The organism is Mesorhizobium sp. 2RAF21 (assembly GCF_052115345.1).
Taxonomy (GTDB): domain Bacteria; phylum Pseudomonadota; class Alphaproteobacteria; order Rhizobiales; family Rhizobiaceae; genus Mesorhizobium; species Mesorhizobium terrae.
Genome location: NZ_JBFRGM010000021.1, coordinates 1 through 13,153, shown reverse-complemented (window position 1 = coordinate 13,153; position 13,153 = coordinate 1). Strand labels below are relative to the sequence as shown.

Sequence of the window (13,153 nt, the reverse complement as noted above, 5' to 3'; positions counted from 1 at the left end):
TTCCACTGGCGGAATCAATTCAGCCGCGCTAAGCGATGGTTCCCATGGCCCGATATGTATTCATCACCGGCGGCGTGGTTTCTTCCCTTGGAAAAGGCATTGCCGCAGCGGCTCTTGGAGCCCTGTTGCAGGCGCGCGGCTACCGCGCGCGCATCAAAAAACTCGATCCCTACCTCAATGTAGACCCCGGCACGATGTCGCCTTACCAGCATGGCGAAGTGTTCGTGACTGACGATGGCGCCGAGACCGATCTCGATCTCGGCCATTACGAGCGTTTCACCAACCGCTCGGCCAATCACAACGACAACATCACCACTGGTCGCATCTACAAGAACATCATCGAGCGCGAGCGGCGCGGCGACTATCTGGGCGCGACCGTGCAGGTCATTCCGCACGTCACCGATGAGATCAAGAATTTCGTGCTCGATGGCAATGACGACTACGATTTCGTGCTGTGCGAGATCGGCGGCACGGTGGGCGACATCGAGGCGATGCCGTTCCTGGAGGCGATCCGCCAGCTCGGCAACGACCTGCCGCGCAACAATGCCGTCTATGTGCACCTGACGCTGATGCCCTATATCCCGGCGGCCGGCGAACTGAAGACCAAGCCGACGCAGCATTCGGTCAAGGAACTGCGTTCGATCGGCATCGCGCCCGACATCCTGCTCGTGCGCGCCGACCGCTCGATCCCCAAGGAAGAGCGGCGCAAGCTGTCGCTGTTCTGCAATGTGCGCGAATCGGCCGTCATCCAGGCGCTCGATGTCGGCCACATCTACGATGTGCCGATGGCCTATCACAATGAAGGGCTGGACACGGAAGTGCTTGCCGCCTTCGGCATCGAGCCGGCGCCGAAGCCGCGCATGGAGCCTTGGCAGGGCGTGGCCGAGCGCATCCACAATCCCGAGGGCGAAGTCACCATCGCCATCGTCGGCAAATATACCGGCCTCAAGGACGCCTATAAGTCGTTGATCGAGGCATTGTCGCATGGCGGTCTTGCCAATCGCGTCAAGGTCAAGCTCGACTGGATCGAGAGCGAGGTGTTCGAGAAGGAAGACCCGGCTCCGTTCCTGGAGAAGGTGCACGGCATTCTGGTGCCGGGCGGTTTCGGCGAACGCGGTTCGGAAGGCAAGATCCTGGCGGCCAAGTTCGCGCGCGAACGCAAGGTGCCGTATTTCGGCATCTGCTTCGGCATGCAGATGGCCTGCATCGAGGCGGCCCGCTCGCTGGCCGGCATCGACAAAGCGTCCTCGACGGAGTTCGGCCCGACCAAGGAGCCGGTCGTCGGTCTGATGACCGAGTGGCTGAAGGGCAACATGCTGGAGAAGCGGCAGTCCGCCGGCGACCTCGGCGGCACGATGCGGCTTGGCGCCTATGAAGCGCGGCTGGAATCCGGCTCGAAGATCTCCGACATCTACGGCGACACAAAAATTTCCGAACGCCACCGCCACCGCTACGAAGTCAACATCGACTACAAGCAGCGGCTGGAGGAATGCGGGCTGGTGTTCGCCGGCATGTCGCCCGACGGCGTGCTGCCAGAGACGGTCGAATATCCCGACCATCCCTGGTTCATCGGCGTCCAGTATCATCCGGAATTGAAGAGCCGGCCGCTGGAACCGCACCCGCTGTTCTCCTCCTTCATCGAGGCGGCGATCGCGCAGAGCCGTTTGGTCTGAAGATAAGGGTAGGGCAGTGCGGACCTATATTGCGCTGCTCTATTCCATCGTGCTCACGCCGCAGCGCCGCGTGGTGATGGCCGACCTCAAGGCGATGGCCGAGGGGCTGGGCTTCGCAAACCTGCGCACGCTCGCCGCCAGCGGCAATCTGGTGTTCGATGCACCCGAAACGCCGATAGCCGAGCTGGAAAGCCGGCTGGAGGCGGCTTTTCCCAAAACCTTCGGCCGGCATGTCGACATCATCGTGCGCGACGCAACCGGCTGGCTGGCGCTGGCCGCCGGCAACCCGTTCCCGAACGAGTCTCTCGAGGCCGCCGACCAGGTTGCGGTCCGCGTCATGCGCCGACCGGCGCCGGCGGCCGAAATCGGTTCGCTCAAGGCCTATGCGGCAGCGGACGAGAAGATCGCGATCGTCGGCGGCGACATCTGGATCGTGTTTTCGCGGGAGCGACCGAATTCGCGCCTGCTGTCCGCCGTCGGCCACAAACGCCTCGGCATCGGCACCTCGCGCAACTGGAACACCGTGCGCAAATTGGCCGAGATTCTAACTCCGTAATCTTTTACTTACACATGAAATCCAGGGTGCTCGGCGAGAAGGGCCGGGGCCGCCGCGCCAGTTTCGCCGGTTGCGCATTCGGGGCAGCCAAAGTGAAGCCAAGGCACGCGACTTTGAAACCGTTTGACCCGATTTTGCAGTCATTTGGCTCAAGGTGAATAAATCCGCGGGCCGTTTCAGGGCCCTTGATCGGCAAATCATTGAAAGCGAACGCGTTAGTTTTTTCACCGCGTCCCCGGCCGGGCGTCGATGTCCACATCGGAGGCCTGGACCGGACATATCCATTCCGGACGCGGTCGTGAAAAACGGCAAGAAAAAGGGCGGAAAACGCGGCAATCGCGCCTCCGCCCGTCGAGGTTGGGAGAGCAAAAATCCTAGGCTTTGACCGGCACGGCGGCTGAGGCCGAGCGCAAGATGTAGTAGATGACCCCGGCAATGGCGACGCCGAAGAACCAGCCATAGACACCCCACCATACCGGCAGCCAGTTGGTGAAATTGGGCAGGATGGACGAGAAGACAGCGCCGATGCCGGCCGCGATGAAGGCGTTGACGTGCCAGCCGCCCTGGAAGCGGAACTCGCCATCCTCGCGGTAGAGTGCCTCGACATCGACCTCGCCTTTTCGGATCAGGTAGTAGTCGACCATCATCACCCCGAAGATCGGGCCCATGGTAGCGCCGATGATGCCGACAAAGCTCGCCGCGCTGCCCTCCCACGGTGCGAAGGGATAGAGGATAAGCGCAATCAAGGCAGCGATATAGCCGCCTTTCTTGAAGTCGATCTGGCGCGGGAAGACGTTGGAGAAATCAAAGGCCGGCGAGACGAAGTTCGCCACCACATTGATGCCGAGCGTCGCCACCGCGAAGGTCAGCGCGGCAAGCAGCGCCAGGAACCAGCTATCGAATTTTGCCGATATCTGGTCGGGATGCAGCAGCACTTCGCCATAGACATCATAGGCCGCGATGGTCGTGACGCCGGCGACCAGCGAGAACAGGATCAGGTTGACCGGCAGGCCCCAGATGTTGCCCTTGCGCAGCGCCGCCTTGTCCGGCGCATAGCGGGCGAAATCACAGAAATTCAGGTAAAGCGCCGAGAAATAGGTGACCCAGATGGCCGCGACGCCGAACAGCGCCGTCCATGAGCCTGGATCGCCCGGAATACCGGCGTCCTTGGTCTTTTCACGCAGCACGTCGAGCGGGATGTCGCTGGTGAAGGCGAATTTCCCTGATTTTACACAGAGATAGATGGCCAGGATCAGCATCATGATCCACACCGCCGGTCCGGCCCAGTCCTGGAAACGTCGCACCGTCTCCATGCCTTTCTGGATGATAAGCAGCTGCAGCGCCCAGATGACGACGAAGCAGATCACTTCCAGCGTTGAGTGGCCGAGCAGGTGGTTGTTCTGGTGGAAGGCGAGCATGCCTTCGTTGCGGATCAGCAGCGCGACGATGGCACCGGAGGCGGCGGCCGTCTGCGCGCCGTACCAGAAACAGGCGACAATGGCGCGCACCAGCGCCGGCACGTTTGCGCCCCAGATGCCGAAGGAAGCCCGGGCGAGCACGGGGTAGGGCACGCCGGTCTTGACCCCGGCATAGCCGACGAGGTTCATCAGCGCGTAGATGATCAGCGAGCCGATACCAATGGCGATGATGAAGTTGAAAAAGCCGCCGCAAAAAAGGAACAGACTGGCGGCCAGATAGTATCCCCACAGACTGTGGACGTCGGAAGTCCATACGTTGAAGATCGAGAATGGCCCCCAATTGCGGACCTTGGCGGGCGCCAGATCCTCATTGTAAAGGCCGGGCGAAGCTCCTTTGATGGTCATAGTTGTTCCCTCTCATGACCTTGTTTTTTTGTAGTGCAGGTTAGGTCTGACGTTGGGTAAGGGGAAGAAAATGATTTGCCGGGTTTTCCGAAAAAGATATTCAACGAGAAACAGGGTTATCGGCTAGCGATTCTGCGCTCGCCGGCCACGCGGTTGAGTCGTCGAGAACTGCCGAGGATGGCTTGAATGATTGTCGCGCAGGACGGCACTGTTACGCTGAAAACCTGGTCTTCCAGGGATTTCGACATCCTCGAACGCTGCAATACGCCAGCGGAAAAGCAGCACATAGGCGGTCCTGAAACACCTGAAAAGCTGGCCGATCGCCACCGGCGCTACCTGGAGAGCACCGCTCCAGGCGAAACCCGGATGTTCAAGATATCGTTCGATGGGGCAGGCGCCGGCTCGGTCGGCTATTGGCGGAAAACCTGGCAGGATCAGCCAGTCTACGAAACCGGTTGGGCGGTCGTGCCTGAATTGCAAGGCCGTGGCCTCGCTGCCAGGGGGACCGGCCTGCTGATCGGCGTGTTGCGCGGTGAGGCGCGGCATCGTTATCTGCACGCCTTCCCGTCGCCCGATAATTTCGCTTCCAACGCGATCTGCCGCAAACTCGGTTTTGTCCTGATGGGCGAACATGATTTCGAATACCCGCCGGGCAAGCTGATGCGCAGCAACGACTGGCGTTTTGACCTGCAGTCGTAGGCTGTTACTTACCAATCGTCGGGCAATTCCACCGTTCACGTCACGCGGTTGACGCAGGGGCGTGGCAGGGAATGCGGCCGGAGCGCGATTGCGCCGCCATTTCGCTTGAACCGGCAGCCAGAATGATGCACACCGCCGCCAACATGCACCGACCAGCCCATCCGCTCGATCATATCGTGCTGCCGACTGAAAGCCTCGGCGCGGCAGAGGCTCGGCTCGCCGCTCTCGGATTCACCGTGGCGCCGCGTGGCATACATCCTTTCGGCACCGAGAATTGCTGCGTTTACCTGGCTGACGGCACCTTTCTCGAGCCGTTGGCCGTGGGTGATGCCGAGGTCGCCGCGCAGGCAATCATGGCCGGCAACGTCTTTGTCGCCCGCGACCACACCTATCGCGAAGAGCATGGCGCCGAAGGGTTTTCGGCCATCGTCTTCGGTACCGAAGATGCCGACGCCGACCATCGTGCCTATGTCGAGGCGAATATTTCGGCCGGCGAAAGGCTCGATTTTTCGCGCCCCTTCACCGACCGCTCCGGCAAGAGCGACACGGTTTCATTCCGGCTGGCTTTCGCCTCCGGGCGCGATACGCCGGACGCCTTCGTCTTCGCCTGCCAGCGTGTCAATGCCCCCAAGGTCGACCGGGCCGCACTGCAAGCGCATGCCAACGGCGCCGTTGCAATCCGCGGCGTTGTGGCGGTGAGCGACGATGTGGCGAGGCTGCGCAAGCTGCTCGCTATTGCCGCGGGCGCGCCCAACAAGGCCGCTGTGGCGGAAAGTCGGCTGGCTCTGCCCAATGCCGATATCGAGTTGATGCACGGGGCGGAGTATGAGGCGAAGTTCGGTCTTGGTGCCGGCGCGCGTTCGGCTTTGCGTTTCGTCGCCGTGGTCTTCGCGACCGCCGATCTTGTTGCGACCGAACGTCTGCTTGTGTCCGCGCATGTAAAACACCATCTGCGCGATGGCCGGCTTGTGGTGCCCCAAGCAGACGGCCAGGGTGCAGCCTTCATCTTCGAGGAACGGACATGACCAAACCCAATGCCAAAGTGACCGTCGGCAAGACACTGTTTGCCAATGACGCGCCGCTGTCGCTGATTGCCGGTCCATGTCAGTTCGAGTCGCGCCAGCATGCTTTCGACATGGCCGGCAAGCTGAAGGAACTCACGCAGAAACTCGGCATCGGTTTTGTCTATAAATCTTCCTTCGACAAGGCCAACCGCAGCTCGCTGTCCAGCACGCGCGGCGCCGGTCTCGAGGCAGCATTGCCGGCCTTTTCAGACCTCCGCAAGGAACTCGGCGTAACAATCCTCACCGACGTCCACACTGAAGAGCAGTGCGCGATCGTGGCGCCGCATGTTGACGTGTTGCAGATCCCGGCGTTCCTGTCGCGCCAGACCGACCTGTTGGTGGCTGCAGCCAAGACCGGCAAGGTCATCAACGTCAAGAAGGGACAGTTCCTGGCGCCGTGGGACATGAAGAATGTCGTGAGCAAGGTGACCGGTTCGGGCAACGCCAATGTGCTGGTGACGGAGCGTGGTGCCTCCTTCGGTTACAACACGCTGGTCTCCGACATGCGCGCGCTGCCGATCATGGCCGAGATTGGCGCGCCGGTGATTTTCGACGCCACCCATTCCGTGCAGCAGCCGGGCGGGCAGGGTGCCACCTCCGGCGGCGAACGTCGTTTCGTCGAAACCCTGGCCCGGGCCGCTGTGGCTGTGGGTGTCGCAGGTGTCTTCGTCGAGACGCATGAGGACCCCGATAATTCGACCTCGTCGGACGGGCCGAACATGGTGCCGTTCAAGGACATGCCGGCGCTGCTTGAGCGGCTGATGGCTTTCGACCGCATCGCCAAGGGCTGACGGCGGCGACCCTGTATCGACTACCCTTGCTTGCGAGCGCTGGCGGCCGGTTGTAGGCTCGCCCGGCAAATTGGCTCGTCGTCAGGAGTAGGATATGTCCGTCGCCCGCGTTACCGAGATCACTGCATCATCCAAGAAGAGCTTCCAGGACGCCATCGAGAAGGGCGTCGAGCGCGCTTCCAAGACGCTTAAGAATGTCGAGGGTGCCTGGATCCAGGACCAGAAGGTCGTGGTCGAGAACGGCAAGATCGTCGCCTACCGGGTCAACATGAAGGTCACCTTCATCCTCGCCGAGTGATCCCAAGCAGCAAGCCTGGAACAACGCTTCCTCGTTGAAGCGCCGCCAAGCGCAACGTTATGCTCCAACCAGAACAAAAATCTGAGGGGAGTGGAAAATGGTTGCGACGGCGTTTCCGGTCTTCGATCTTTCGCGTTTCGAGGCGGCGGATACGGCTGGGCGCAAGGCGCTTGGCCGCGAGGTCGACGCGATCTGCCGGGAAACCGGCTTTCTCGCAATCAGCGGCCATTCGGTACCGCCGGCGGTGATCGACGCCGTCTGGTCGAAGGCCAAAGCCTTTTTCGATCGGCCGCCGGAAGCCAAGGAAAAGGTGAGGGCGCCCTATCCCGGCTATCCCTATGGTTATCTCGGTCCCGGCGTAGAGGCGCTGGCGAGGTCCAAGGGTGCTGACACGCCGCCGGATTTGAAGGAAAGTTTCAATGGCGGTCCGCTCTCGGTGCCCGAGGGGCTGACCGATCCGCAGGCGCTGTCCTTCTGCTACGCCGAGACGATCTGGCCGGATGCGCCGGATGGTTTCGTCGAAGCGTGGAAAGCCTATTACACCGCCATGGAAGATCTGGCGGCGCGCATCATGCGCGTCTTCGCCGTCGCGCTCGACCTGCGGGAAGACTATTTCGAGCCGATGATCGATCGGCCGATCAGTGCCTTGCGGGCGTTGAACTATCCCGAGACCGACACCCCGCCGCTGGTCGGCCAGCTGCGCGCCGGCGCCCATACCGACTATGGCAGCCTGACCATCCTTCTGCCGCAGCCGGGTTCGGGCGGCCTGCAAATTTACACGCCGGAAGGGGAATGGCGCGAGGTGCCGCCGGTAGCGGGCGCCTTCGTCATCAACATCGGCGACCTGATGGCGTTGTGGACCAACGACCGCTGGGTTTCGACACTGCACCGTGTCGTCAATCCCGATGTCGGTGCGGCCAAATCGTCCAGGCGCCAGTCGCTCGCCTTCTTCCATCAACCCAACTGGCACCAGGAGATCGCCTGCCTGGATACCTGCCTGAAGCCGGGAGAGGTGCCGCGCTACCAGCCCGTGCAGTCCGGTCCCTACCTGATGGGGAAATTCAGCGCGACGGTGAAGCCGGCAGCCTGACAAAGGCCGAAAACTGGCTTTTAGCGCGTTGCGTTTCGCGGGGCTTGGGCTATTGAGTTTGCGCAGCGTCACCCGCCGGTGAGCCCCGCATTTTGTCCTCATCCCAAGCAGGAGCCTCAAATGACCGCCATCATCGACATAGTTGGCCGTGAAATCCTCGACAGCCGCGGCAATCCGACGGTCGAGGTCGATGTCGTCCTCGAAGACGGTTCGATGGGTCGTGCCGCAGTGCCATCCGGTGCCTCCACCGGTGCGCATGAGGCGATGGAGTTGCGCGACGGCGGTCCGCGCTATCTCGGCAAGGGTGTCGAGCGCGCCGTCGAGGCCGTCAATGGCGAGCTGTTCGAGGCGATCGGCGGCATGGAGGCCGAACACCAGATCCAGATCGATCAGACCATGATCGAGCTGGACGGCACGCCGAACAAGAGCCGGCTGGGCGCCAACGCCATTCTCGGCGTCTCGCTCGCCGTGGCCAAGGCTGCGGCCGAGGCATCCGGCCTGCCGCTCTACCGCTATGTCGGCGGCCCGAACGCCCGCGTGCTGCCGGTGCCGATGATGAACATCATCAATGGCGGCGCCCATGCCGACAATCCGATCGACTTCCAGGAATTCATGATCATGCCCGTCGGCGCGCCGACGCTGCGCGACGCCGTGCGTTGGGGTTCGGAAATCTTCCACACGCTGAAGAAGGGCCTGAAGGAAGCCGGCCACAACACCAATGTCGGTGACGAGGGCGGTTTCGCACCGAACCTGAAGAGCGCCCAGGCCGCGCTCGATTTCGTCATGGCCTCGATCGAAAAGGCCGGCTTCAAGCCGGGCCAGGACGTGGCGCTGGCGCTCGATTGCGCTGCGACGGAGTTCTTCAAGGGCGGCAACTACGTCTATGAAGGCGAGAAGAAGACCCGCGATCCCAAGGCGCAGGCAAAATATCTCGCCAAGCTCGCCGCCGACTATCCAATCATCTCGATCGAGGACGGCATGGCTGAGGACGATTGGGAAGGCTGGAAGTATCTGACCGACCTGTGCGGCAAGAAGGTGCAGCTGGTGGGCGACGACCTGTTCGTCACCAATTCGGCGCGCCTGCGCGATGGCATCAAGATGGGCGTCGCCAACTCGATCCTGGTCAAGGTCAACCAGATCGGCTCGTTGACCGAGACGCTTGATGCGGTGGAGACTGCGCACAAGGCCAGCTACACCGCCGTCATGTCGCACCGTTCGGGCGAGACCGAGGATTCGACCATCGCCGACCTCGCCGTCGCCACCAATTGCGGTCAGATCAAGACCGGCTCGCTGGCACGTTCGGACCGCACCGCCAAGTACAACCAGCTGATCCGCATCGAGGAAGAGCTCGGCAAGCAGGCACGTTACGCCGGCACGTCGATCCTCAGAGCCTAATCAGGCAAATCCAGCCTCAACGAAGGGCGGGCCTGAGGCCCGCCCTTTTTGCATCCGCGGCCTCGCCGTAACCCTCCATTAAGCACAATCGGGCGACAAGAGGTGGACGAGGAGTCGCGCCGATGTGGACACGCCAGCACAAGCAGACAAATGCCGGACGGCTGATCGTGCCGTCCCTGTGCGCGCTGTTCTTGAGCTATTTCGGCTATCATGCCTATCATGGCGCGTTCGGCATCAATTCGAAGGCCAAACTCCAGGCGCAGGTCGCGGGCTTGCAAGAACAGCTGGCGTCGGTGAAAGCGCGCCGCATGGAAATCGAGCAGCGGGTCCGGCTTCTGCATGACGGCTCGCTGGAGAAGGATATGCTGGACGAGCAGGCGCGCCGCACGCTGAATGTGACGAGCGCCGACGAGCTCGTCATCATGCTGCCGACGAAATCGAATTAACCGAAAGTCGGTTAATCAAGGTTATTTTCAATATTTCTAATCGCTTACGTGCATGTCAGCCATGCATTTTTCCGCATGGCGGAACGGCAGCTTGCATGTTAGCCTTTTCTCCAATCGGTGGGGAGAGGCAAGCTGCTCCCCCGTGTCCGCGAAGAGACGCAACAGGGAGTGAAGCATGGCAACCGCCGCCAGAAAAGCGCCTGCCAAATCCAAATCCGACGGCAAATTGCCGAACCTCTCAGCTCCAAAACCGTTAGACTTTTCAAAGGAGCAGGAACTCTCCGCCTACCGCCTGATGCTGTTGATGCGCCGCTTTGAAGAAAAGGCCGGCCAGCTCTACGGCATGGGTTTCATCGGCGGCTTCTGCCATCTCTATATCGGTCAGGAGGCTGTCGTCACTGGTCTCAAAATGTCGCTGATCGAAGGCGACCAGATGATCACCGCCTATCGCGACCACGCACATATGCTGGCCATGGAGATGAGCCCGCGCGGTGTGATGGCCGAGCTGACCGGACGCCGTGGAGGCTACTCCAAGGGCAAGGGCGGCTCCATGCACATGTTCTCCAAGGAAAAGAATTTTTACGGCGGTCACGGCATCGTCGGCGCGCAGGTGTCGCTGGGCACGGGCCTCGCCTTCGCCAACCGCTATCGCGGCAACAAGAATGTCTCGGTGACCTATTTCGGCGACGGCGCCGCCAATCAGGGCCAGGTCTACGAAAGCTTCAACATGGCCTCGCTGTGGAAGCTGCCGGTCATCTATGTGATCGAGAACAACCGCTATGCCATGGGCACCTCGGTGACGCGCTCGTCGGCCGAGACCGACTTCTCGCAGCGCGGTCTGTCGTTCCGCATCCCCGGCATCCAGGTCGATGGCATGGATGTGCGCGCGGTAAAGGCCGCTGGGGAGCTCGCTACAGAATGGTGCCGCGCGGGCAACGGCCCGATCATCCTCGAAATGCAGACCTATCGCTACCGCGGCCACTCGATGTCGGACCCGGCCAAGTACCGGAGCAAGGAGGAAGTGCAGAAGATGCGCTCCGAGCACGATCCGATCGAACAGGTCAAGGCGCGCCTGGCCGCCAAGAAATGGGCGAGCGAGGACGATCTCAAGGCCATCGACAAGGACGTGCGCGACATCGTCGCCGACGCCGCCGACTTCGCCCAGACCGATCCCGAGCCGGATGCGTCCGAGCTCTGGACGGACATCACGATCTAAGGGGAGGGTGCGACCATGCCGATCGAAATTCTCATGCCCGCGCTCTCGCCGACCATGGAAGAGGGCAATCTGTCGAAATGGCTGAAAAACGAGGGTGACAAGGTCGCCCCGGGCGACGTCATTGCCGAAATCGAGACCGACAAGGCGACCATGGAAGTGGAAGCCGTCGACGAAGGCACGCTCGGAAAGATCCTGATCGCCGCCGGTTCCGAAGGCGTCAAGGTCAACACGCCGATCGCGATGCTGTTGCAGGACGGCGAAAGCGCCGGTGATATCGGCAAGGCGGCCGCACCGGCCAAGGCCGAGGCGCCGGCCGTAGCCGAGCCAGCGCCGGCTCCGGCCGAGAAGCTGGCCGCCGCTCCCGTCGCCGCGGCGCCGAAAGCGCAGATCGCGGCCGATCCCGATATTCCGGCCGGAACCGAAATGGTTTCCACCACCGTGCGCGAAGCCTTGCGCGATGCCATGGCCGAGGAAATGCGCCGTGACGCGGACGTCTTCGTCATGGGCGAGGAAGTCGCCGAATACCAGGGTGCCTATAAGATCACCCAAGGCCTGCTACAGGAATTCGGCCCGCAGCGCGTGGTCGACACGCCGATCACCGAGCACGGCTTTGCCGGCGTCGGGGTCGGTGCCGCGATGACGGGCCTCAAGCCGATCGTCGAATTCATGACCTTCAACTTCGCCATGCAGGCGATCGACCAGATCATCAACTCGGCGGCCAAGACGCTTTATATGTCCGGCGGCCAGATGGGTGCGCCGATCGTGTTCCGCGGCCCGAACGGGGCAGCGTCGCGCGTGGCGGCCCAGCACAGCCAGGACTATGGCGCCTGGTACAGCCACATTCCCGGCCTCAAGGTCGTGCAGCCTTATACGGCGGCCGACGCCAAGGGGCTGCTCAAGGCAGCGATCCGCGACCCCAACCCGGTCATCTTCCTGGAAAATGAAATCCTCTACGGCCACTCCTTCGACGTGCCGAAAATGGACGATTTCATTCTGCCGATCGGCAAGGCGCGCATCCACAAGGTGGGCAAGGACGTCACCATTGTTTCATGGGGCATCGGCATGACCTACGCGGTCAAGGCCGAGGCGGAACTGGCCAAGCTCGGCATCGACGCCGAGATCGTCGATTTGAGAACCATCCGCCCGATGGATATCGATACCATCATCGCCTCGGTGAAGAAGACCAATCGCCTGGTCACGGTGGAGGAAGGTTTCCCGCAGTCCTCGGTCGGCGACTACATCGCCAACCAGGTGTCGCGCCGGGCTTTCGACTATCTCGACGCGCCGGTCATCACCGTCGCCGGCAAGGACGTGCCTATGCCCTATGCCGCCAATCTCGAGAAGCTGGCGCTGCCTAATGTCGCGGAAGTGATCGAGGCGGTGAAAGCCGTCACCTATCGCTGATCTGGCCGGGAGGACAACATGCCGATCAACATCACCATGCCGGCCCTCTCGCCCACCATGGAGGAGGGCAATCTTGCCAAATGGCTGGTCAAGGAAGGCGACAAGGTTTCGCCGGGCGACGTGATCGCCGAGATCGAGACCGACAAGGCGACGATGGAAGTCGAAGCCGTCGATGAAGGTACCGTTGCCAAGCTGGTTGTGCCGGCTGGCAGCGAGGGTGTAAAGGTCAACGCCGTGATCGCCATCCTGGCCGCCGAAGGCGAGGATGCCGGTGCCGCCGCCAAGGGTGGTGCAGTACCCGCCAAGGCGGAGGCGCCCAAGGCGGAAGCGCCGGCCGAAGCTCCGACAGCTCAAACCGCTGCGGCAGCGCCAGTTGCACCGAAGCCGGTTGCGAATGGGGCGGCACCTGTTGCCGCCGGCGAGCGCACTTTCGCGTCGCCGCTCGCTCGTCGCATTGCGAAGGATGCCGGCGTCGATGTCTCCGCCGTCACCGGTTCCGGCCCGCATGGGCGCGTGGTGAAGGCGGATGTCGAGGCGGCGCTTGCCGGTGGTGGCGTGGCCAAGGTCGCGCCTGCTCCGGCCGCAGCACCTGCCGTTGGCGGTGCACCGGCTGCCAAGCCGATGTCGGACGAGGCGGTGCTGAAACTGTTCGAGCAGGGTTCCTACGATCTCGTCCCGCACGACAATATGAGGAAGAC

Annotated in this window: 13 protein-coding genes; 12 read left to right on the top strand and 1 reads right to left on the bottom strand. The window is 62.2% G+C overall.

Annotated elements, in window-relative coordinates:
• The first annotated feature begins 35 nt into the window (after nt 1-35).
• Together AB4136_RS26850 and AB4136_RS26845 are read left to right on the top strand one after the other, a co-directional pair.
• The gene (locus AB4136_RS26850; RefSeq protein WP_137900708.1) at nt 36-1,673 is read left to right on the top strand and encodes a CTP synthase; all 1,638 of its coding nucleotides are present in this window, start codon (nt 36-38) and stop codon (nt 1,671-1,673) included.
• A 16-nt stretch (nt 1,674-1,689) separates the two neighbouring features.
• Entirely contained in the window at nt 1,690-2,229 is a 540-nt protein-coding gene (locus AB4136_RS26845; RefSeq protein WP_024924072.1) for a DUF1697 domain-containing protein, read from the top strand.
• Nucleotides 2,230-2,603: 374 nt separating this feature from the next.
• Here AB4136_RS26845 and AB4136_RS26840 read toward each other — a convergent pair whose 3' ends face one another.
• Entirely contained in the window at nt 2,604-4,052 is a 1,449-nt protein-coding gene (locus AB4136_RS26840; protein ID WP_024924071.1) for an NCS1 family nucleobase:cation symporter-1, read from the bottom strand.
• 186 nt (nt 4,053-4,238) lie between these two features.
• Here AB4136_RS26840 and AB4136_RS26835 point away from each other — a divergent pair, with 186 nt between their 5' ends.
• The 10 genes from AB4136_RS26835 to AB4136_RS26790 all read left to right on the top strand — a co-directional run.
• The gene (locus AB4136_RS26835) at nt 4,239-4,751 is read left to right on the top strand and encodes a GNAT family N-acetyltransferase (RefSeq protein WP_024924070.1); all 513 of its coding nucleotides are present in this window, start codon (nt 4,239-4,241) and stop codon (nt 4,749-4,751) included.
• Between the two features lie 122 nt (nt 4,752-4,873).
• Nucleotides 4,874-5,776: a VOC family protein gene (locus AB4136_RS26830; protein ID WP_051504901.1), complete on the top strand. Its 903-nt coding sequence runs from the start codon at nt 4,874-4,876 to the stop codon at nt 5,774-5,776.
• The gene (gene kdsA, locus AB4136_RS26825) at nt 5,773-6,606 is read left to right on the top strand and encodes a 3-deoxy-8-phosphooctulonate synthase (RefSeq protein ID WP_024924068.1); all 834 of its coding nucleotides are present in this window, start codon (nt 5,773-5,775) and stop codon (nt 6,604-6,606) included. The genes AB4136_RS26830 and kdsA overlap by 4 nt, the downstream gene beginning before the upstream one ends.
• 94 nt (nt 6,607-6,700) lie before the next feature.
• A complete protein-coding gene (locus AB4136_RS26820; protein WP_024924067.1) occupies nt 6,701-6,904 on the top strand; it encodes a dodecin family protein in 204 nt (67 codons plus the stop codon).
• Between the two features lie 97 nt (nt 6,905-7,001).
• Nucleotides 7,002-7,994 (top strand): isopenicillin N synthase family dioxygenase, encoded by a 993-nt coding sequence (locus tag AB4136_RS26815; protein ID WP_024924066.1) that lies wholly within the window; start codon nt 7,002-7,004, stop codon nt 7,992-7,994.
• 120 nt (nt 7,995-8,114) lie between these two features.
• The gene (gene eno / locus AB4136_RS26810; protein WP_024924065.1) at nt 8,115-9,389 is read left to right on the top strand and encodes a phosphopyruvate hydratase; all 1,275 of its coding nucleotides are present in this window, start codon (nt 8,115-8,117) and stop codon (nt 9,387-9,389) included.
• Nucleotides 9,390-9,511: 122 nt separating this feature from the next.
• A complete protein-coding gene (locus AB4136_RS26805) occupies nt 9,512-9,835 on the top strand; it encodes an FtsB family cell division protein (RefSeq protein WP_024924064.1) in 324 nt (107 codons plus the stop codon).
• A 175-nt stretch (nt 9,836-10,010) separates the two neighbouring features.
• Nucleotides 10,011-11,051, top strand: a complete 1,041-nt coding sequence (gene pdhA, locus AB4136_RS26800; protein WP_024924063.1) for a pyruvate dehydrogenase (acetyl-transferring) E1 component subunit alpha — start codon at nt 10,011-10,013, stop codon at nt 11,049-11,051.
• A 15-nt stretch (nt 11,052-11,066) separates the two neighbouring features.
• A complete protein-coding gene (locus AB4136_RS26795; RefSeq protein ID WP_024924062.1) occupies nt 11,067-12,455 on the top strand; it encodes a pyruvate dehydrogenase complex E1 component subunit beta in 1,389 nt (462 codons plus the stop codon).
• A gap of 18 nt (nt 12,456-12,473) precedes the next feature.
• Nucleotides 12,474-13,153, top strand: a 680-nt coding sequence (locus AB4136_RS26790; RefSeq protein WP_441931818.1) for a biotin/lipoyl-containing protein, incomplete at its 3' end; no start/stop codon positions are given.